The 21,363-nt window shown below is 42.7% G+C and carries 20 protein-coding genes; 9 read left to right on the top strand and 11 right to left on the bottom strand.

What is annotated here, in order from left to right; translation table 11 throughout:
• Positions 1–107: 107 nt before the first annotated feature.
• From OCW38_RS16345 to OCW38_RS16335, 3 genes are all read right to left on the bottom strand, one after another.
• Positions 108–422, bottom strand: a complete 315-nt coding sequence (locus OCW38_RS16345) for a GIY-YIG nuclease family protein (RefSeq protein WP_010428640.1) — start codon at positions 420–422, stop codon at positions 108–110.
• On the bottom strand, positions 423–1,079 hold the full coding sequence (locus tag OCW38_RS16340) for a YceH family protein (protein WP_010428637.1): 657 nt from the start codon (positions 1,077–1,079) through the stop codon (positions 423–425).
• A gap of 64 nt (positions 1,080–1,143) precedes the next feature.
• Positions 1,144–1,344: a hypothetical protein gene (locus OCW38_RS16335; protein WP_016769134.1), complete on the bottom strand. Its 201-nt coding sequence runs from the start codon at positions 1,342–1,344 to the stop codon at positions 1,144–1,146.
• A gap of 195 nt (positions 1,345–1,539) precedes the next feature.
• On the opposite strand from OCW38_RS16335, the gene OCW38_RS16330 reads away from it, so the two are divergent.
• From OCW38_RS16330 to OCW38_RS16320, 3 genes are all read left to right on the top strand, one after another.
• Positions 1,540–1,854, top strand: coding sequence for a DUF496 family protein (locus tag OCW38_RS16330; protein ID WP_004730049.1), 315 nt, complete (start codon positions 1,540–1,542; stop codon positions 1,852–1,854).
• A 472-nt stretch (positions 1,855–2,326) separates the two neighbouring features.
• Positions 2,327–2,953 carry a D-Ala-D-Ala carboxypeptidase family metallohydrolase gene (locus tag OCW38_RS16325; RefSeq protein WP_065612688.1) on the top strand — a complete coding sequence of 209 codons (627 nt, stop codon included), beginning with the start codon at positions 2,327–2,329 and terminating at the stop codon, positions 2,951–2,953.
• A 169-nt stretch (positions 2,954–3,122) separates the two neighbouring features.
• A complete protein-coding gene (locus OCW38_RS16320; RefSeq protein ID WP_010428622.1) occupies positions 3,123–3,359 on the top strand; it encodes a hypothetical protein in 237 nt (78 codons plus the stop codon).
• A gap of 129 nt (positions 3,360–3,488) precedes the next feature.
• Here the strand turns inward: OCW38_RS16320 and OCW38_RS16315 are convergent, their stop codons facing one another.
• Complete coding sequence (locus OCW38_RS16315) at positions 3,489–6,071, bottom strand: ATP-binding protein (RefSeq protein ID WP_261896512.1); 2,583 nt, start codon at positions 6,069–6,071, stop codon at positions 3,489–3,491.
• Positions 6,072–6,979: 908 nt separating this feature from the next.
• Between OCW38_RS16315 and OCW38_RS16310 the strand changes: the two genes are divergently transcribed.
• On the top strand, positions 6,980–8,416 hold the full coding sequence (locus OCW38_RS16310) for a glyceraldehyde-3-phosphate dehydrogenase (protein WP_016769130.1): 1,437 nt from the start codon (positions 6,980–6,982) through the stop codon (positions 8,414–8,416).
• A gap of 283 nt (positions 8,417–8,699) precedes the next feature.
• On the opposite strand, the gene OCW38_RS16305 is transcribed toward OCW38_RS16310, so the two are convergent.
• Complete coding sequence (locus OCW38_RS16305) at positions 8,700–9,779, bottom strand: hybrid-cluster NAD(P)-dependent oxidoreductase (RefSeq protein WP_016769129.1); 1,080 nt, start codon at positions 9,777–9,779, stop codon at positions 8,700–8,702.
• 111 nt (positions 9,780–9,890) lie between these two features.
• Positions 9,891–11,552, bottom strand: coding sequence for a hydroxylamine reductase (hcp, locus tag OCW38_RS16300; RefSeq protein WP_016769128.1), 1,662 nt, complete (start codon positions 11,550–11,552; stop codon positions 9,891–9,893).
• A 274-nt stretch (positions 11,553–11,826) separates the two neighbouring features.
• Between hcp and OCW38_RS16295 the strand changes: the two genes are divergently transcribed.
• Entirely contained in the window at positions 11,827–12,057 is a 231-nt protein-coding gene (locus OCW38_RS16295) for a hypothetical protein (RefSeq protein WP_010428611.1), read from the top strand.
• Positions 12,058–12,105: 48 nt separating this feature from the next.
• Entirely contained in the window at positions 12,106–13,269 is a 1,164-nt protein-coding gene (locus tag OCW38_RS16290) for an alpha/beta hydrolase (protein ID WP_261896276.1), read from the top strand.
• 92 nt (positions 13,270–13,361) lie between these two features.
• Here the strand turns inward: OCW38_RS16290 and OCW38_RS16285 are convergent, their stop codons facing one another.
• The 3 genes from OCW38_RS16285 to OCW38_RS16275 form a co-directional block, all read right to left on the bottom strand.
• The gene (locus tag OCW38_RS16285; protein ID WP_010428606.1) at positions 13,362–13,976 is read right to left on the bottom strand and encodes a LysE family translocator; all 615 of its coding nucleotides are present in this window, start codon (positions 13,974–13,976) and stop codon (positions 13,362–13,364) included.
• An 86-nt stretch (positions 13,977–14,062) separates the two neighbouring features.
• Positions 14,063–15,010 carry a LysR family transcriptional regulator gene (locus OCW38_RS16280; protein WP_016769126.1) on the bottom strand — a complete coding sequence of 316 codons (948 nt, stop codon included), beginning with the start codon at positions 15,008–15,010 and terminating at the stop codon, positions 14,063–14,065.
• 66 nt (positions 15,011–15,076) lie between these two features.
• Positions 15,077–15,538 carry an Lrp/AsnC family transcriptional regulator gene (locus tag OCW38_RS16275; RefSeq protein WP_029189134.1) on the bottom strand — a complete coding sequence of 154 codons (462 nt, stop codon included), beginning with the start codon at positions 15,536–15,538 and terminating at the stop codon, positions 15,077–15,079.
• A 244-nt stretch (positions 15,539–15,782) separates the two neighbouring features.
• Between OCW38_RS16275 and yjeH the strand changes: the two genes are divergently transcribed.
• On the top strand, positions 15,783–17,048 hold the full coding sequence (yjeH, locus tag OCW38_RS16270) for an L-methionine/branched-chain amino acid transporter (RefSeq protein ID WP_016769125.1): 1,266 nt from the start codon (positions 15,783–15,785) through the stop codon (positions 17,046–17,048).
• 78 nt (positions 17,049–17,126) lie between these two features.
• Here the strand turns inward: yjeH and pdxR are convergent, their stop codons facing one another.
• Positions 17,127–18,587 (bottom strand): MocR-like pyridoxine biosynthesis transcription factor PdxR, encoded by a 1,461-nt coding sequence (gene pdxR, locus OCW38_RS16265; protein WP_016769124.1) that lies wholly within the window; start codon positions 18,585–18,587, stop codon positions 17,127–17,129.
• A 90-nt stretch (positions 18,588–18,677) separates the two neighbouring features.
• Between pdxR and OCW38_RS16260 the strand changes: the two genes are divergently transcribed.
• Entirely contained in the window at positions 18,678–19,337 is a 660-nt protein-coding gene (locus OCW38_RS16260; RefSeq protein WP_010428593.1) for a pyridoxamine 5'-phosphate oxidase family protein, read from the top strand.
• A gap of 79 nt (positions 19,338–19,416) precedes the next feature.
• Positions 19,417–20,340 carry an urea transporter gene (locus OCW38_RS16255; RefSeq protein ID WP_016769123.1) on the top strand — a complete coding sequence of 308 codons (924 nt, stop codon included), beginning with the start codon at positions 19,417–19,419 and terminating at the stop codon, positions 20,338–20,340.
• Positions 20,341–20,352: 12 nt separating this feature from the next.
• On the opposite strand, the gene OCW38_RS16250 is transcribed toward OCW38_RS16255, so the two are convergent.
• Positions 20,353–21,360 carry an AraC family transcriptional regulator gene (locus OCW38_RS16250; RefSeq protein ID WP_010428587.1) on the bottom strand — a complete coding sequence of 336 codons (1,008 nt, stop codon included), beginning with the start codon at positions 21,358–21,360 and terminating at the stop codon, positions 20,353–20,355.
• Positions 21,361–21,363 lie beyond the last annotated feature (3 nt).

The following is a 21,363-nucleotide window of genomic DNA, read 5'->3' as shown; positions in this document are numbered from 1 at the left end:
AAAGACAACAAAACGGTTTATATTTATTAAAAATCAATAACTTAAAAAGTATCGTACAATTCTTCATTCTTAATAATTAGTTCAATAGTGAATATTTTAGCTATGATTTATGAGACTTCGGTATATTGAATTTTATCTTCTTGCCACTCAATGATTAATTTGAGTGATACCAATTTTTCTTTACGAGATTTGGGCAATTGTTTGATCGCGTATTCGGTTTTCAATGCCTCACTTTTAGACCCGACACTAAAACTCCAAACTAGCTTAAGTGGACCTTTACCTTTTAAGGCCTTTGCACCTTTACCTTGCTGATGTTGTTCAAAACGACGCTCTAAATTGTTAGTTACTCCACAATAGAGCGCGTTGTTTTTATTGCGGATCAGATACACGACCCAATCCGCATCTTTATTAGACGTCGTCATTTAAAGCAGTGATTCAACCAACTCTTTCAACTCCGCCACTTCTGCTCTTAGGCTTGCGATTTCAGATTCAAGTTCTTCAAACTTTTCGCTCGTCGCAGATGGCGTAGCCGCGCCAACAGATGCCGTCTCAAACGCTTCAACATCAACTTCTCCACTCAACAAGTGTTGGTAACGAGATTCACGTTTACCCGCTTCGCGAGGAAGTTTGACCACTAATGCACCAGCTTCTCTTGCAGCTAATTTCTCTAACGTAGCTTCCACTTCTTTCACATCATTGAAATTCGCTAGGCGGCCCGTTCGAGTTCGAAGTTCACCGGGTGTTTGCGCACCGCGAAGTAACATACAGCAAATAATCGCACGCTCTTGCTCGGTAAACTGCAGATCACCAAATTCAGTATTGCAGAAACGATGTTGATACTTATTAACACGGCTGTTGAAGCTGCTTTCATCACTCACCATGCGACGCGCAATCAAACCATCAACCGCATCTAAAACATCTGACTCTGACAGAGAAAGAACTGGGTCACGATTGCTCTTTTGATTACAAGCCGTTGTTAAGCTATTCAGTGTCAGTGGGTAATGATCGGGAGTAGTCACTTCTTTCTCGATCAAACAACCAATGATTCTCGCTTCAATTGGGGAAAGTACTGTGTTCATCGTTTTTCCTTTTTATTATTTTTGATAATTCCACCTCAACACTTAACAATTCAGCCAGTAATAGCTAGTGCTCAGACAAAATTGGTACTCGTTTCTTTCTACCTTGCTCATCAATCAATATGATCTTAGAACGATTAAGCTCTATTTCCACGACTTCCAAATAAGTACGCTCTTGGACATATGCTTCACGAAGCTTGTTTTTCTCTACTGAAGATTCAGTCGCATGCTCCACCGAATCTACTATTTCCAATTGTTGTTCTTTCATTTAACATTTCGTATCAATGCAGTATCTATACTGGATACTAACGTGAACACTTAGATAAAAACAATCACGTATCAGCGAGACTGCCGAATAATTATACAAGCTTACTTTCGCTTTGATCTAAAGACTGTTACATCATCAATTGATGTGCTTTAATCAGAACCAGACAACGTATTTGACGAATAGGAAAAGGAATCTATGAGCAGCGTATTTGAAATTGTTAACCAAGCACGACGTAAGAACAAACTTAAGCGTGAACTTTTAGACAACGAAAAGAAAGTTCGCGACAACCGCAAGCGTGTCGACCTCCTTGATAACCTACTTGATTACATCAAGCCAGAAATGACTCATGACGAAATCTTAGGCATTATCAAAAACATGAAAGCAGACTACGAAGACCGTGTTGATGACCACATCATTAAGAGCGCAGAGATTTCTAAAGCGCGTCGCGATATCAGCCGTCGTATTCGTGAACTAACAGAAGAAGACAAGCAAACCCAAGGTAAGAAGTAATCTAACCTAGCGAATTTACTTGCAATAATGTTAGGGCGTGTTGACCTTTCGAGGTTAAATTTTGTTCGAGATAAAAGCGTTTTAATCGCGGCAAGGGAGAAGTAGCCTAGTCATTCTAAGCAAATCTCCCTCAACAAAGAGTAAAGCGCTTTTAGCCGAACCCTTCGGGCAGCGTTTGCTGGTCATTTCTACTGCGTTATCGGCTTCTCATGTAGGCTGTCTACACATCGACGCCTCTGTCTTGTATAAATACCCAGCAACTCGCTGCAAAAACCAGCTCGAAAGGTCAACACGCCCTCATAACCCACTCTTTGTAGTGGGTTTTTTTGTACCTAGATTCTAACGTCTATACTTAAGCATACCTAAGTAACCGCATGAAACTGAACAACTACAGAACACTGAAAAACTAAAGAAAACAGAGCAACCGTAGGAACAAAAATAACTAGGTGAACATCAGCGATGGAGAGACCTTATGTACGCAAGTATTCTGATTACCTTAGCTTTATCAACCGCACAGCCCTACCCTGAAGAATTTGAACGACTGTATACCGAAGAGACAGAAATTACTTATGACGATCTCGTTGTCGATGTTCATGGGTACAAGGTTCCGACTCGATCGGCATTTCGAGGTTGGATGCTTCTTAATCATGCAGAAGATAAAGTAAAGGAAGTTGGGCAACAGCTCAAAGATGCTGGTGTGACCAAAAGTATGCCATTGCATTTAGTGCTACTTCAAGGAACAGACTGGGCAATGAGTAACACCACTTTGTTTACCCTTCCCAATAAGAAAAACGTGCCTAACATGATCAATACCTTGAAATACATACAACAATACATCGAGCCTGAAATTGGTATTGTTATCCCTGTTTCAGGCGAACGTTCTAAGATTTACAACCAGCAGGCTGGAGGGGCTCTGCAAAGCAAACATTTGGAATTCTGTGCCTTAGATCTCGTTCCTGCCAACGGCATTTCTCGAAGCGATCTGCACGTTAAACTTAAAAAGATTCATGCTGAATTCGGGCAAAAAAACAACGTTGGATTGGGGCTATATTCTGGAGTTCGATTCCATATCGATACTTGCGGGTTTAGACAATGGTAATTAAGCACACGATCGAGTCACATTGACCGCAAACCCACCAGAGTCAATTTGACCCTATTGGTATTTAAATTCAATATAAAGCATTGATAATATTAATTTAGAACAACTGGAACGCTAATTGCTATTGATAACAAGTATCATAATTATTATTGGCAATTAGGAATTCAATATGAAGACAATGACTCAACGCTTTCAAACTCTACTTTCTGTATCAAACTTCAGTTTAGCGATTACTGCCTTGCTCATGCTACTGAGCATTATCATTGCCTATCCTTTGGCCGACCATTTCTCTTTGTCCATCCAGATCGTCGCACACATCAGTACCATATTGGTAGCTGCATTACTAAAAATAAGTTACGTAGGTCGTTGCCTTGCCCAGTACAACCTTGGCTTGGAAGTTCGCTAGATACTTAGCAGTCGTTTGGAGATAACCCTATTCTTCATTTAATAATGAAGCTCTATGGCGCTATAGAGAACGTTAAAGGCGCTTCACAATAACATCACTCAATGAAAACTGAGCTCGGCAACAAAACGACTAGACGATATCAAGACTACTAAAGAGATCATAAAGCTGATGAGACTTATAAGGTTTCGGTAAATAAGCGTTCATTCCTGCTTCAAAGCAATCTTTGATGTCTTCTTCTAATACACTAGCGGTTAACGCAATAATAGGCAGTGGTATAGCTTGCTGATCGAGTTCCCACTGTCGGATCGCTCGAGTTGCCGTTATACCGTCCATAACCGGCATCATACAATCCATTAAGATTGCATCAAACTGAGCTCCTTGGGTTATCACATCGACCGCTTCTTGCCCATTACTGGCAATCAAATATTCATAGCCCGCTTGCTCCAAGAAGAAACTGGCTATTTTCTGATTCATCAGGTTATCTTCAACAATTAAAATACGTCGATTCAAGGCACGAACTTCTTCATCCTTTGATACCACCTGTGGTGCTTGCTCTTCACCTATATCAAGAGACTGCAGGCTGTTTAGGAATCGTCTTCCTAAAAAAGGTAATGTATGGGTCGAGTGGACCGATTCTGGTATGAGATTGGTTTTAAATAAATGATGCTGACACACAATGACGCGTGTCAGTGGATATAACTCCTTTAACGCTGCAAGATCTTTCCTCATAGAGTGATGTAGCGTGTGACAATAAAAAACCAAGTCACTTTCTTTTAAGCTCTCATCAAGTGCCGATATAGATGAAACAACGTTAGGTTTGATGTTCAAGCGACCACACTCTTTAACCAGTTGATCGAGATAATTAAAAGAGTTCGAGATAATAGTCGCATAACTTAAAGTCTCGAAAGTTTGGACATGAGTTTCAACGACATCGACATACAGACAAAAAGTAAACGTCGAGCCCTCTCCTTTCAGCGAACGCGCGGTAATATAACCGCCCATCAAATCCACAAGTTGACGACAAATCGCAAGCCCTAACCCTGTGCCGCCAAATTGGCGTGTAATGCTACCATCTTCTTGGGTGAAGGGTTCGAAAATGGATTCTAACTTCTCAGGCTCAATTCCAATCCCGGTATCAGATACACTACACTCGAGCTTACCTCTGCCCATAGACATCGGTGTATAAGCAATATCCGTTGTAATGATTCCCTTAGACGTAAATTTGATGGCATTAGACAACAGGTTTGTCAGCACTTGTCGAACGCGGTATTCATCGAAAAACAGTTGTCGTGGGGTTTGAGCGTCAATATTGATATCGAGTTCAATATCTTTACTTATCGCTTTCGACAAAATCACACTCACTGAGTCATAAACCGCTTCTCGCAAATCGGCATTATGTGGCGACAGCATTAGGTTGCCAGACTCTATCTTAGAAAGATCGAGAATATCATTGAGCAGCACCAACAACGAATGTGAAGACGATTCTATATCTTCGAGTACCTCTTGTTGGTTAGCACTCAGTTGGCTCTGGGATAAGATCTCGGCCATACCGATAATGCCATTGAGCGGCGTTCGTATCTCATGAGACATATTAGCTAAGAACGCACTTTTCGCTTTGTTTGCCGAAATCGCATCCTCTTTTGCTTCAATTAGCTCTTTATTGTGTTGATGATTACGCTCCATTACTCGATTCAGGGTTTGAGTAAACTCGGCTAGCTCATCGTTACCTTTCACTTCAATAACCGTAGGCTTACCGTAACTATCCGCACATTCAGAAACCCCTTTTAAAATGAGTGATAAGTTTCGGTTTAAACGTAAAGAAGTCGCGATACCCAACCATAGCAAAACACCTGAAACGACAAGAATCAATAATGTCATAATCAAAGTTTGTCTTTTCTGCAACGCAATATTTCTAGTCAAATCAGATTGAAGTTGTTGAGTGTAAGCACTCACCGCTTCTGAAATGGCCTGCTTCTTTCGTTCTAAACCTTCAACATGCTCATATATTTCAGGTGACGAGAAATCTCCTTTCAGAATTCGTGCAGTAAAACTGTCTTGAAATTCGTCTTTGGAAAACGTCTTTAATAGTGTTCTAATTTCAGGCGAGCGACTACCCGAGCGAAAAAACGTCGCTAGCAGCTGTTGCTGCCTTTCTAAAGCACCCACATAACTCAACAGATATTGATCTTTCAGTTCTGGAGAACGATATAAGCGGTAACTTAACCACGCTTCTCTCTGTGTCCAAAATACGTAATTAGTGAGATTGATAAACACCGCATCGGTTTGACTGATTTTTTCATCGACTAAATTAATGTGATATTCGGACAACTCCATTAATACATCTTTTAGCAAATCGAAAGCGCGCTCTGTTAGCTGTGTATTGTCATTGTTTGGAATTGCGCCTGTACTTTTTACAGCTCCACCTAGGCTAACTAACACACGCTTCAGTTCTAACAATTGTGGTTCGACGGTCCAAGTAATGTCGAGCGATTGAAGTCTTCTCTCGAACTGAGATAGCCTATCAAGTTCAGTTTGCAGTCTTGATAGTAATTGGCTTTTTTCGGGGGAATCATTAGACAGAACCAACCATCGATACGCATCACTTGAAATAGTATTAAAAGATTGAAGCGCTTCAACCTTAATGCGGGTTGTCTCAAGGTGACTCATTTTTTTATCGTTCTTCAACACTTCATTGACTGTAAATCCAAGCATGATGAATACAGAAACGGTGGAAAGAAAAATAAGACGCCATCTAATTGACATGTTTATCATTTTTATAACGACTCCCTTCCCGTAAGTGATTTTTTCTAGCCTAAGTTAAGAATAGGACATTAACCGGAGTTATTGATCAAATTGGATATGAACAAACGATACTCCGAGCCCAGAATGACAAATTAGCCGCCGCTGGTATCCATATCAGAGGGTAAAGGGAGAACGACTCCCAAAAACAAATGAGGTATCAGCATGAAGAGTGTATATAACTGAGCTTTAAACAATTGAAGCTTAAAGAAACGACGCATTATCGAGTTATTATCACTCATAGAACGCGTGGACCGGAAAGCTCATTGGTTTGATTCAGCAGTCAATAATAATTCTACATATTAACCAAGCCGTTAGTTGGGTTAAATTTGTGACACCTAAACGCTTGCGTTACGTACTTTCCGCACTCAACTTCAGCTTGTTCAAAGGTCGAATAGGAAAACTCGTTGATTGCCTTATTTGTCGTTTACTTTTTACGTGTAACTCGTGTTCATGATCACACCTTTAGTGTTCACCATGGCCAGGTTTTCATATCATATTTTGAGATAAGTATTTTTTGTCGAAAAATAAGTACTACAGATTGTTAAAGTCAATAGCCTTTATTAACACTAAAATGTTGATTTCTGGCTACTCTATCGGAATTTTATAGATAATTTATCTGCATTTATTTTTCCTAGCAGAATAACCCGTCGTACCTTACAATCCTGCCACATAAAAATTACAAGTTGCACACAAGGCATATCAAGCACATTTAAGTGGCAATAAAGACCACAGCCTGATGCCTCAAATCCCCTATGCTGATTGGCTTCCCTACAACCGCCATGAATGCAGAAACTTAACGTGAAAGGTCCCGAGTAAAGATGAGTCCCGAAAAGCACCTCCTAGACTGGCAAACTAGTCAAACTATTGCTGAATCCATCGCCCCAACTTTAGGTCAGTTATACCGTCAAAAAGGCGTAGAGGTTATCCTCTTCGGTAAGACCCTGGTTAACGCGACAACTATCGACATCATCAAAGCTCACCGTATCGCAAAACGTTACACTGGTTCTCCTCTTACAGCAGAACAGACTCAACCAATCATTCAACACCTTATCTCTATGGATCTATCTCCATGTCGCATCGATGTTGGTCGTCTTGCTCATGCATTCTGGCAAGATCGCGAAGACACAAACGGGTTGGATGATTTCCTACAAACTGCACTCATTGAATCGCTTAAAGGCGATGCGATGACAGAACCTCGTGACGTTGTATTATACGGTTTTGGTCGTATTGGCCGACTGCTCACTCGTCTGTTGATCGAGAAAAGTGGCCCGGGTTATCCACTGCGTTTGCGTGCAATCGTTGTACGTGGCGGCAAAGATGGCGACCTAGAAAAACGTGCTAGCCTGCTTCGTCGTGACTCTGTACACGGCCAATTCAACGGCAGCATTGTTGTAGACCAAGAACGCAAAGCGATCATCGTTAACGGTAACTTCATCCAAGTTATCTACGCAAACAAACCAGAAGACGTGGATTACACGGCTTACGGTATTGAAAACGCACTTGTGGTTGATAACACAGGCGTATGGCGTGATGCGGAAGGCCTAAGCCAACACGTTGCGTGTAATGGTGCGAAGAAAGTTCTACTGACTGCGCCAGGTAAAGGCGATATCAAGAACGTGGTATTTGGTGTGAATGAAAATGTTATTCAGCCAGAAGACACCATCATCTCTGCAGCAAGCTGTACTACTAACGCAATCACTCCAGTATTGAAAGCGGTTCACGACAAGTTTGGCGTGCTGTCTGGTCACATCGAAACGGTGCACTCATTCACCAATGATCAAAACCTAATCGATAACTTCCACTCGGGTGATCGTCGTGGTCGTGCTGCGTCACTGAACATGGTTTTGACATCGACTGGCGCTGCTAAAGCAGTATCAAAAGCGATGCCGGAAATGGAAGGTAAGCTAACAGGTAATGCGATTCGCGTACCTACGCCAAACGTTTCAATGGCAGTTGCGAACCTAAACCTTGAGAAAGGCACAAACAAAGAAGAGTTGAACGAGTACCTGCGTGAAATGGCGCTGTCTTCTGCTTTGTCTGCACAAATCGATTACACAGACTCGACTGAGATTGTATCGACGGACTTGGTTGGCTCTCGCCACCCTGGTGTGGTTGACGGTGTTGCGACTATCGCACAAGACAACCGCGCCGTGTTGTATATTTGGTACGACAACGAGTTTGGCTACAGCTGTCAGGTTGTTCACTGTATGGAACAAATGATGGGTGTGCGCTACAAGACTTACCCTGAAGTATAAAAACTGCTTAGAACCTGTAAATTGCTTAGATTCTATGACTTCCTTAGATTCTATAAACAGTTTTAGGTAACCAGCTCCACAACATAATAATTATATCTGCAGGGTCTGTAACGGGCTTTGCAACCCTTCTTGTTTTACTCCCCCGTATAAATAGGAAGGTTGCCACTTAGATCTGCTCTCTCTATCTGATCTAAGTGGCCTTTTTACATCTGGCAAGCTAACTTTTATCGCTATTACAAGAACTTTATCCTCATCACTCTTGGAAAGCTTCACTTCACGTCTGTTACAACTCAATCTCAACATCTGACTGAATCGAGCTCGAACACGCGAGTACATAACCTTGCTCAATCTGTTCTGGCGTCAAAGTCTCTTGGCTGCTTGACTCCACCGAACCTTTGGTTACTTTACACTTACACGAACCACAAATCCCACTGCGACAAGCAATAATAATCGGAACGCCTGCTTTCTCTAATGAATCAGCGAGTGGTGTGCCCGCCTCCGCTTCTACTTCTGCGCCAAAGGCAGGAACAAACACCTTAACGGCACCATTTGAATCTGCAGACGCTTCCGCTTGTGATTCTTCTGAAGCAGTATTGCTATTGGCTAGTGAATCATTAGTTTGAGTCGCTGGAGTAAAACTTTCTTGATAAAAGTTATCCATGTTGAACTCAAGTTCTTTCAGGTAGTTTTCTATGTCTTGCATGAAGCCTACAGGCCCACACAGATAAACCGTTCTATCTAAGATATCTGGGCTCAGTTTCACTAACCAATTCTTATCTAATCGGCCTTGAGGAGCCTTTGTTCCTTCACTGTCTTTCAGCAGTAATCTTAAATTGAAGTTCGCATGTGTCTCATCAAGTTGGTTAAGCTCTTCAAAGTAGATGGTCTCGCGTCGATTACGTGCCATGTGAACAAAATCGATTTCAATATCACTACCTTGAGCCAACCAATACTTTGCCATCGCCATCACAGGTGTGATACCACAACCTGCACTCACTAGCGTTACTTTCTGTGTTGCCGTTGGCATGCAATCAATACAGTTAAACGTACCTGCTGGCTTCAATACAGAAACCTCATCACCTTCATCAAGTTCATCAACAATAAAGTTCGAAACCAAACCACCTTCCACACGCTTTACCGTCAGCTTCAGGCGGTTATCTTCAGGACAAGATGCTACAGAATAGGCACGGTAATCGGTTTTCGTCGGCATATCCAAACCCAAGGTAATGAACTGCCCTGGCTTAAAGTTGAAATGTAAGTCTTGTGGAATGCGGCCAAGCTCAAAGCTGACCGTATCTGGCGTCTCGTGCCATTTCTTTAAACACACTAAATTGATTGAATCGCTATCCGACCATGCATACATAGTTCGTGTACCTTGCTAATGATTAAATGACTAAAGATTTAAATCTAAAAAACCCCGCCGTTGTCTGTTTTAGAAAAACGTCACAACAACGGGGCTTTGAGTTGGCCTAAATTAAGCCGCTAAGATTGTTTTAAGATCTTGTTCTGGCGTTGAGATAGAACGCATATCGAACTCGTCTTGAATAATCTTTAGTAGATTTTCTGTTAGGAAAACTGGCGCTGTTGGGCCCGTGTAAATACCTTTCACACCAAGAGCGAACAGAGTAAGCAGGATAACAATCGCTTTTTGCTCGAACCAAGACAAAACCAGCGTTAACGGAAGTTCGTTAATGCCACAATCAAACTCTTTAGACAGTGCTAGAGCAAGCTGAATAGCTGAGTAAGCATCGTTACATTGACCTACATCGAGCAGACGTGGGATACCGTTAATGTCACCGAATTGATTTTTGTTGAAGCGGAATTTACCACACGCAAGCGTTAAGATGACTGAATCTTCTGGCGCTTGAGCTGTGAAGTCTGTGTAGTAGCTACGTTCAGATTTGTCACCGTCACAACCACCGACTAGGAAGAAATGTTTGATGTTGCCTTCTTTCACTTGCTCAACAACCGCAGGTGCCGCTTCCATCAATGCGTTACGACCAAAACCGACAGTGATCATTTGCTCGATCTCGTCGTGTTTAAAACCTTCTTGCGCCAGTGCACAGTCGATTACTGCGCTGAAATCGTCGCCTTCAAGGTGTGCAACACCCGGCCAGCCTACGATGCTACGCGTAAACAGACGGTCTGCGTAAGAACCTACATCTGGGTTAAGTAGGCAGTTAGATGTCATTACGATGGCACCAGGGAAGTTCGCAAACTCTTTTTGCTGGTTCTGCCAAGCGCTGCCGTAGTTACCCGCAAGGTGTGGGTACTTGTTCAGTTCAGGGTAGCCGTGTGCAGGTAACATCTCACCGTTAGTGTAAACATTGATACCCTTGCCTTCCGTTTGTTGAAGGATCTTTTCTAGATCATGCAAGTCGTGGCCAGAAACAAGAATACAGTGACCTTTCTTAGTCTTCACGTTCACGGTTGTTGGTTGAGGGTGACCAAATGTATCTGTCTCACCTTTATCCAGCATTTCCATTACTTTGTAGTTCATCAAGCCAATCTGCATAGATGTATCTAGCAGTTGTTTTAGGTCAGATGGATCAGTACCTAAGAAAGCCATGATTTCGTGGTATTCAGCAAAAATAGCATTGTCAGTTTGACCAAGAACACGCGCGTGCTCCATGTATGCTGCCGCACCTTTTAGACCGTATAGGCAAAGAAGGCGAAGACCGATCACATCTTCATGTTGAGAGTCGTGACCACGGTTTACCGCAGCTTGAGGTGCAAGTGCCAATAGCTCTGAAGAATCTGTTGGAAGATCGAATTGCGCAGCAGCCGAAAGTGTTGGGATTTCAAAGCCGATCAATGTAGCAGCCGCACGTACCTGTTGCTCTAGACGCTGCTTAAACTCGTGAGATTGTTGTGCAAACTCGATAATACGCGCAGGGTCGAAGTTAACGTTAGTCAGTGTTGCGAAGAATGCTTTTGGCGCCCACTCATCAATTTCAGTATCAATAACATCGCAAGCGCGACCTAAATTTGCCCAAAAAGAAACACCTTGAAGAGAATGCACCAACACATCTTGAAGATCGGATACTTCAGACGTTTTTCCACACATACCTTGTGCGAAAGAACAGCCTTTTAAGGTTGGGGTTTGAATGGTTTGTTCACATTGAATACAGAACATATAGGGCTCCCAGTAATTTTTATTAGCTGTAAGTACTTTGCTTACAGTGACTTATTCCAAACCCTATAGAGCATCAAGCGTGCCAACTTTTAAGTGGCTGATTTTAAACAGCTAAAGTAAATCCCATATTTTTAGTGCGTGATTATGACTACATATAAACCCTCAATTCAAACACACCTGTGTCATAGTGACTCTATGAGATTAATTAACGATGTTCATGTTTCGTTCAGAATAGAAGCGATATAGTAACAACATAGAGAAAAGAGGAATGAATATGAAAAATATATTAGTTACGATTGTTGCGCTGTTTACTGGCCTATTGGCGTTATTCACTAGCTTGCTCCTTGCTATTCCTTTAGCTATTGCAGCTTTAATTACTGGCAAGCGCATTCAGAATCAAATGAAGAAACAAGGTTTCTCAGCTCATATGAACACTCGTCAGTCATCAACCAGTGATGCTGGTGTTATTGAAGGCGAATACGAAGACCTTTCAAACAAAAAATAGTCTAAGCTTTTGCTTCAAAATAAAACACGATAGAGACAACATTAAATAATGACCAGAAAGACCATTATTACGCTCATTGCCTTAACGACTTTAGGTCTCGTTGGTTGCTCCAGCGAGACCATTGAACCCGCTTACGAAACCTCCCCAAACTTGCCTGAATATCAACAAGATACTTTTGACGCATACATCAGTGACACTCAAGATTGGTTGCTGAGAAATCGCGTGTTCATGACCGAAAATAAGCAGTTAGAGATTCAACTTAATTCTCCGGCAGAATATCAACCCGTTTCTCCTAACGGGAAAGCCGTATTGTTAGTCCATGGATTAGGCGACTCACCCTACTCATTTAAAGACATCGCCACGCATCTAGCAGAACAAGGTTACCTTGTGAGAACGGTATTACTTCCCGGTCACGGCAGTCGTGTGGGCGACTTAATGCAACCAAGCTTGGAAGATTGGCAAGGTGTCGTAGCTCACCATACTCAGTTACTTGAGCAGGAATATGATTCTGTGTGGCTTGGCGGTTATTCAACAGGTGCAAATCTAGTGACTTCACAGGCGATGAACGACCCAAAGATCTCAGGGCTATTGCTATTCTCCCCTGCATTTCAACCAAGCTCATCAGCCGTGCAATACGCAGGTCTAGCAAGTTATTTTATTACTTGGGCTGACCAAGATCCTGAAGACAATATACTGCGCTATAACTCGCTGCCAATGAATGGCGCTTCGGTTTACTATGAAACATCAGAAGTGGTTCGTGAAGATCTACAAGATAAACACTTCAACAAACCTGTTTTTATTATGATGAGCGAAGGCGATAGTGTCATTGACACCAAATTTGTCCAGCAAGCGTTTAGTCGATCGATGCCAAACCCAAACAATGTGTTGATTTGGCTAGGGGAAGCGACACTCGAAGATCCTCGCGCTATTCAATACAGTATGAAGATTCCAGATCAGCGCATTTCTAATGGTTCTCACATGGGCTTACTGTTCTCACCCAACAACCCGTACTACGGAGTCAATGGTAGTAAGAGAATTTGTTCTAACGGACAAGCAGAAGGTTATGAAGAGCAATGTATCGATAATAGTGAAGTTTGGTACTCAGCGTGGGGTTATATTGAGGATGGGAAAAACCATGCACGCCTAACCTACAACCCTTACTTTTCGGACTCAATGACGAAGCTTGATGCAGTGCTGAACTCGGAAGGCTAGTACATCCATTGATTTGAAAAGTAAAGGCTCACTGGACAACGTCTAGTGAGCCTTTTTAATAGAAACCTGTTATCGCGAGAAATGACTTACTTCTAAATCGTCCACACCACACGAACAGCCAACAAAATCAAAACTACACCAGACAGTCGATCGATCAATTGAGCTTTCGAGCGAATACGCTCAACAATCAATGGGCTAGACAACACCAATGTGATGAAGGTGTACCAAAGGCCATCAACAATCAACGGGGTTGAAACAATAATTACTTTATTAGTTAGCTCATTACCTAGTGCAACAAATTGGCTAAACAGGGCGATGAAGAACAGCGCGATCTTTGGGCTCAGAATAGAGATCAAGAAAGCCTCACGCGCAGATTGCATGTAGCTCATCTGCTCACCCGCTTCCAATTTCGCAGCTACGCCACCTTTCGAACGCAACGCATTCACACCAAGATATAGCAGATACGCAGCGCCCGCTATACTGATACCTTTAAATAACATTGGTGATTGTTCAAGTAACACCGCCAAACCAACAATCGTTGCGAACGCATAAATACCAATGCCAGCGGCGTGTGACCAAGCAGCAACAAGCCCATTCATACGGCCACCAGCCAAACTATGCTTAGCGATCATCGCTAAGCTTGGGCCTGGAGACATCGCGCCCAATAAACAAATCGCCAATAAAGAAAACCAAATTGTTACTGTCATCATTCCATTCCTAGTAAAAACATACGCTCTGACTGAACGCCTTGTACTTGCTATTTACAATAATTCGCAGAAAGTATTCTTTGAAATCAAAGATCATCATCATAGTTATGATTTGAAATCATACTTATATTGTAACTCGATTTTTGCATAGCCTGGAATGCCTTCTCTCGTGCCCATTTGTGTGCAGAGTCGTTGTCATACTTAGGGTGCCACATCAGCCAATAGGTATGCATTTCAGTATCAAACGGCAAAGAAAAATAAGTAGTCTCTAGGTGTCGTCCTAAGTTATGAGCGATATGTTCAGGCACAATCATTAGATAATCCTCTTGCATCAACACCGTACCTGCCGACGAGAAAAACGGAACCTGTAAAGCAACTCTACGTTTAAGATTTTGTTTCTTTAATGCAATATCCGCGTAACTGTCTTTGTCTCCGCCACCCGTCACTTTAATATGTGAGTAATTAACGATATCCTTCGCACTCAAGGCTAATTGCTGAGCGAGCGGATGAGACTTACGCATCAAACACACCGATTTATCTTCACCAAGCTTAATGCTCGATACTTGCTCTGGTTTTTTGGGAAACATGCTGGAAGCTAAATGAATACCCGACTCGTTTAGCGCTTCAAGATAATTGGGCTGCCATAAACGGTAAGCCAAATTAATATTTGGGGCTTCTGCAGAGACTTCAGAGACAATGACAGGAAGAATATACTGAGCAACATAATCGCTGGACGATAACACCAATTCACCCTGCCAGTCTTGTGGTTCAAAGGGTTTATCATCCAATAAATGGTCGAACTCACCCAACAAATCATCCAGTTTTCCCTTGAGAAGCAGAGCTCGATTGGTAGGAACCAGCTTGTTGCCATCACGAACAAGGAGAGGGTCACCACACAAGTCTCTAAGTTGAGCCAATTGGCGACTCACCGCCGATTGCGTTATGTGCAGGCGCTGAGCTGCACGGCTTACATGGCACTCTTCAAGGAGCACATGCAGCGAGCGCAGCAAGTTTAAATTTACATTACTTAGCAAAATTTAGGCTCCTAGCAAGATTGAAGCTCCTAACCATGTTGACGCTCTTAGCGCAGTCGATCACTCCTAACATGAACGGCCTAACGAATTCTGTTTGTTAAAAAACTCGGTCAAAACCGTATGCGTCATTAGGTGGCGAAGATCTGGGTAACTTTGCAATTGATCGCGGACTTGATTCAAGTGCTTCATGCTTTCCACTTCGATGTACAACATCATATCAGTCTCACCGCTGATCGAATGGCACCATTGAACCCCGTCAATACTCTGGATACGTTTCGCGTAAGACTCACAACTGTGGTTACTACTCGCTAGATCAAACTTCAATGTAATATAAGCGCACACATTCTTAGGTTGATCAGGTTCCGCTATCTGCGCGCAATACCCTGTAATCACCTTATCGTTTTCTAATTTCTTGATTCTAGCATTGACTGCAGAGCGAGAAAGGCTCACGTCTCTAGCAATATCGCTCACTGAGCATCGAGCATTAATTTTGAGGATATCTAAAATTTGCCGATCAAATTTATCCATGATTGCGATGACTTCCATTATTGTTCTATTTATAGGGACTAATTTGACACAGTTTTCCTCGATAGAACAGCCGACACTTTCACGTTGAATTGAATCAATACCGTTAAAATGACCGCCTCTTAAGACGTTTCGCTAGCTGCATTATTGATAGCGACAATGTATGCTTTCAATCACAATGCAGAATATGCACTCTGCACCTCAATTCTAACTGAAAACAACACCGCACCATCAGCAAGGACAGCGAATGACGCAACTCAAACAAGAGATCACCTTGATCTCAGGAATCGGACAACTCTCAACCACTTTACTAGGTACTGGGTTATTTATGATTCCAGCCATCGCCGCAGGAATCGCAGGACAATTATCACTGTTAGCTTGGTTGATATTATTTATCGCAATCTGTCCAATTGCGCTTACCTTTGCAGCGTTAGGGAAACGCTACCCGAATGCGGGTGGCACAGCTTATTTTGTCCGTCAGGCATTCAGCGAACGTTTAGAAACAAGTGTTGCATGGTTATTCGTAAGTGTCGTTCCTGTGGGTATACCTGCCGCCATTGCATTAGCCGGAGGTTTTGCTCAACAGCTATTACCTGCGCCACTAGATACGCCTCTTGGAGCGCAATTCATTACCGTTGCACTGCTTATTGTGGTTAACCTCATGGGCAGCAAGTCGTCTGGCCGACTGCAAACGATTATTGCACTTTCAATATTTGCTTTAGTCAGCGCTTTTGTCTGGAAAGCTGATATCGGGGCTACTGATGTTGTTATTCCTGCAATTACATCAGATTCAATATGGTCAATTGGTGCAGCGCTTGCGGTGATGTTTTGGTGTTTTGTTGGCATAGAAGCTTTTGCTCACATGGGTGAAGAGTTTAAAAACCCACAACGTGATTTTCCAATCGCGATCATCGCTGGGTGCTTTGTCGCGGGCATCGTCTATTGGGCTTGCTCGGTGGTCATCATCAAAGTGGGTGCTTACGGTTCGCCTGAGTTTGATGCGACTTCAATCCCATGGGTTACGGAACAACTGTTTGGTAATGGATTTAAAACGGTGATAAGCGTTCTAGGATTCTTCGCATGTTTTGCGAGCTTAAACCTTTATACTCAAAGCTTATCTAGAATGATCTGGGCTCAGGCACGCCAACACAGACCAGAAAGCCGAATGGCAAAACTTAACAGCCATGGCGTGCCGCTTTACCCAACCCTAGCGATTGGCTTTATTGCGCTTATATCGTGCGTAATTGGTGAACTATCTGATTTGGATCTTGAATTCTTTCTCAAGCTTGCTAATGGTATTTTTGTTCTGGTTTATCTGCTCGCAATGTTAGCGGCTTGTCGCTTGTTAACTGGAACATCGAGATACACAGCTATGGTTGCTCTCGTTATTTGTACCTTGGTTTTTATCTGCTTAGGTTGGTCAATGCTCTACGCGGTTATCACCTTTGTGACACTGTCACTCCCTTGGCGCAAGTGGCTAGGTAAACCAACGGTTTCTATCGACAAATTGTAAGGTAACGTTCGCAACCATTCTTGATAAAGCTTAGAAGCCGCCTATCAAATTCACAGCAATAATGTCAAAATCAGAGCACTATTGATAAAAAAGCCGAGCGATCTCTTTGATCTTCGGCTTCACATCATCTAACGAGATGTTGCCAAAACCCAATACCACCGCGCTCCAATCACGCCCAGCACTCGATCCATATTCGTAAAAATCAAACGGTCGAATCACAATATTTTCTTGCTCTGCTTTACGGCTCCACTCTTGCTCTGATATCCCATTTAACCATTTAACCATAACATGTAGCCCTGCCGCTTGACTGACCACCTCAAGATCACCATTAAATTCGCTATCAATGGCCTCGATCATCGCTTCATATTTGAGTTTGTATAAACGACGCATCTTTCTGATATGTCTTAATAAGTCACCTTCACGAACAAAATCAGCTAATGCTGCTTGCGTATGTGAGGCCGTGTCTCCACTGAGCGCGTCTTTAATCTCCAAACACTTAGTAACTAATTGTTCTGGTACCACCAAGTAACCTAAGCGAAGGCCATTGAACATCACCTTACTCATCGAGCCAACATAAATGATTCGATCATCAAACCCCAGTTTCCCTGCCAAGCCTTGCATACTGGTATAAGGGCGATGAGCAAACTGAAACTCACTGTCGTAGTCGTCCTCAATGATCCAAGACTCATGTTTGTTGGCCCAATCGATAAGTTTTAAACGCTGATCTGTGTTAAGTGTTGTACCCATCGGGTATTGATTACTGGGGGTGACATACAAGGCCTTAGCATCGCTGGCGAGTATTTTTTCAATATCAAGGCCAACTTTTTCTCGGACACTCACACCATCCAATTCAAGCTTGAATAGATCAACAATTTTATGTACTTGTCGATAGCCAGGCTCTTCCATAAGAATCTTATCGCCCACCTCCAACGTCGCCATTAAACCTATTGAAATCGCTTGCTGCGCACCTGCCGTAATAATAATTCTATCGGCATGACAGCGAACTGAACGGCTACTTGCAAGGTAACCGCTCAACGCTTCTCTCAATGCCAAACTTCCCTGGACGTCTTGATTCCCCGCGATGCTCTGACGCTCAGAGTGGCGTTGTAACAGTCTTTGCCACTTAGTAAAAGGGAAAGCATTCAAGTCAGGAACTCCCGGTGCAAAACTTCGGTTGATATCATTGGGTGTCACTCGCGCGCTACTTGGCATATCAACCTCTGCACTCACATCATGTGAACTCTGAATACCGTTCGATTGAGATAAACTCAAGAAATACTCTGGCTGCTCAACCGACACATAAAAGCCTGAACCTTTCTTGCTCTCGATATAGCCTTCTGTGACCAGCTGTTCATACGCGTAAATCACCGTATTTCGGCTCACAGACAACTCAATAGCCAATTTACGCGTTGAAGGTAACTTATAGCCTCTGCTCCATAAATTTTGAACGATCTTCTCTCTGATTGCATGAAACAAGGCGGTTTGACGAGTTTCATGTTGATCGTTTAACTGTAGGTCACCGACATCAATAGGCTGCATAACTGGATCCAAATAGTGTTTAAAAGTGGCTCTATTTAATAGACCAGTTAATCGATACATTGATCAAAAGGCAATGATTAAGGAGCGATTATGTTATCTAACACGAAAAGAACAACGATTAAGAAAGGGGCTCACAAGGCCGTATTTAACACAGAAAAACTGCATCAAATCATCGACGAGAGCTTAATCGCACATATCGCATTACAGGGTGATCAAGGTCCGATGATAATTCCGATGCTCGCATGGCGAGTAGATGACATGGTCTACATTCATGGCGCTAAAAACAGTCGATTATTAAAAGGCTTAAAAAAGGGAGAACCAACCTGCCTAACGTTCACTTTGTTTGATGGATGGGTGCTAGCACGCTCTGCATTTCATCACAGCGCGCATTATCGTTCTGCTGTTGTATTGGGGTCATTCTCAGTCATCGATGACAATCAAGAAAAGGATCGCTTGTTGAATATCTTTATCGAGCAAATCGCACCGGGAAGAACCAGCGAAGTCAGGCTCAGTAATGAGAAAGAGCTCAAGGCGACCGAGTTATTGGCGATACCTTTAACGGAAGCATCCGTGAAGATTGGTAAACATGGTGTAAATGATGATAAAACTGATATGGATATTCCCGTCTGGGCGGGTGTGTTGCCTTATCGCACCGTTGTAGGGCCACTGGAAACGGTTCCCGAGCAGAAAGGCCTCATCGAAAAACCAGATTATCAAGCAGCCTATGGCGAACGTTGGTATCAAAATTAACACACCAATATGGTCAACGGAACGGAGTTATATACAATCTGACTTACAGAAAATTAACATGGCTCAATAATGTAATCAGATGATGACGATGAATAAGGACACTCTCCCACTTAAAGGCTTGCTCAATGGTATTGGGCAAGTCTATTTCACACCGTCCGTCATGACGTCACTTCTGCTGTTGCTTGCTATTTCTATTGAATCACTGGCACTGGCTTGCCTAACCCTGCTTGGTGCAAGTTGCAGTTATGCATTGGTCTTTTATATATTTACCTTCAGCAACACAAACAAGTCAGTTGACAACATTAGTAGCGGCATGTACGCATTAAATGGCGCTTTAATTGGTTTGTTTATCGGTAACTTTTTTGGTGTCACACCATTATTGGTCCTAGTCACTGTGTTCGGCGCGTTGCTCACCGTTCCCATAGCCAACATTGTATTCAGCTTTAAGAAGTATCGCGCTTACACCAGCGCTTTTGTCCTCACATCTTGGCTAATTTATGTTATCCAATCGACCTTAGATCTATCGGCCTTTGCTACCCCCACCTCTGTATTCGTTCCAATAATCAGTATTGAGCAAGGTTCATGGTTTAATTTGTCAGCAGTGGTGATCCCGCTCTTAAAAGGGATCAGCCAAGTCAGCTTTATCGAAAATGCATTGTCGGGGCTAGTTATCTTAATCGCCATCGCACTTAACAACCTAAAACATGCTCTGTGGGTCGTTGCTTCGGTCGTTCTCAGCACAGCTTTTAGCCATATAATTGGCGCTTCTGGCGCGCTAATTGAGCAAGGTCTTTATGGGTACAATGCCATTCTTTCGACTCTTGCGCTTGTGCTTTATACACGAATCCCATGGCCGTTAATCCTATTAGGCATTCTTTTGAGCAGCCTCATCACACTCGGTTTTCATGAATTGTCACTACTGCCGCTGACGGCTCCTTTTATCCTTAGTACTTGGGTTATCGTTTATTTAACCACTCACTTTCAAAAGCGAGTCAAAGGCTAATAAAAGTAATGATCAGCATTCACTATCAAAACGTTCAATATACTGCTTAGGTGTTAGTCCTCGGTGTTTTTTGAACATCCTATTAAAGCTCGCGACATTGGTATAACCTAATCTCGTTGCAACTTCTTCTATCGGCACTGAATACAACAACAGTTCCACGGCCACGTTGCTTAACGCGTATCCCATTATGGTAGAAAAGTTAACACCCAATTTGTGTAATCGTCGCTGGAACTGCTGTTCAGATAGACCGAGTAAACTGGAAACTTTATGTAAGGTAGGCAAACCAAAATGACGACTATAATTGATCATCTCATAAGTCACCTTATGTTCATCACCAGCATCCGGCATATTGAGATAATTGTCTAAGTCATGAAAATTCATCGCCAGATTCGTTTTACTGTTCGATGGTGATTGATTAATGGATAACCTAGACTCACTCCGTATCCAAACCTCTGTACGCGGCTGCCCCCATTGAACCGTGCAACCGAAATACTCATGGTAAAGATCAACGTTATCTCGATGGCCGGCAATTGATACCGCCACAGGTTTAAAATCATCCCCTAAATAACGGCGCAAAATCTTCATAATGAAAATTGCCACTCTTATTGAGTCGTGTACTTTGCCCGTTTCCGTGTAAGCGGGATTGTCGTAGCACCATTTAATCATGGTCCCGACTTGAGCACCGTATAAGAAAGCACCCGACTGTAAACAGTGCAGTCCGATGTTGACTCTACGAATCGTCGACGCAAGATCGTGACCAGAAAAAAACCAATTCGTTAACGGGCCTAATCTTTCAATATCGACACGATCGGCCAATTTCAATATGATATCCGGATCATTAGTTTGCTGTTCAAGCAAGTCATACCATTTATCAACTTCATTCACCGGAATGAGGTTCATCGAGTTACTAAATACCGACTTAGGAATACCTAAACGCTCCACATTAACCATGGGATTCGTCACTGCATGCTGATAAATACCCAAAATTCCTAACGCTCTTAAGAAGTTACAATGGTTCATTCG

The organism is Vibrio cyclitrophicus (assembly GCF_024347435.1).
Taxonomy (GTDB): Bacteria; Pseudomonadota; Gammaproteobacteria; order Enterobacterales; family Vibrionaceae; genus Vibrio; species Vibrio cyclitrophicus.
The sequence above is the reverse complement of the archived record's forward strand: the minus strand, read 5'-3'. Positions and strand labels throughout refer to the sequence as shown.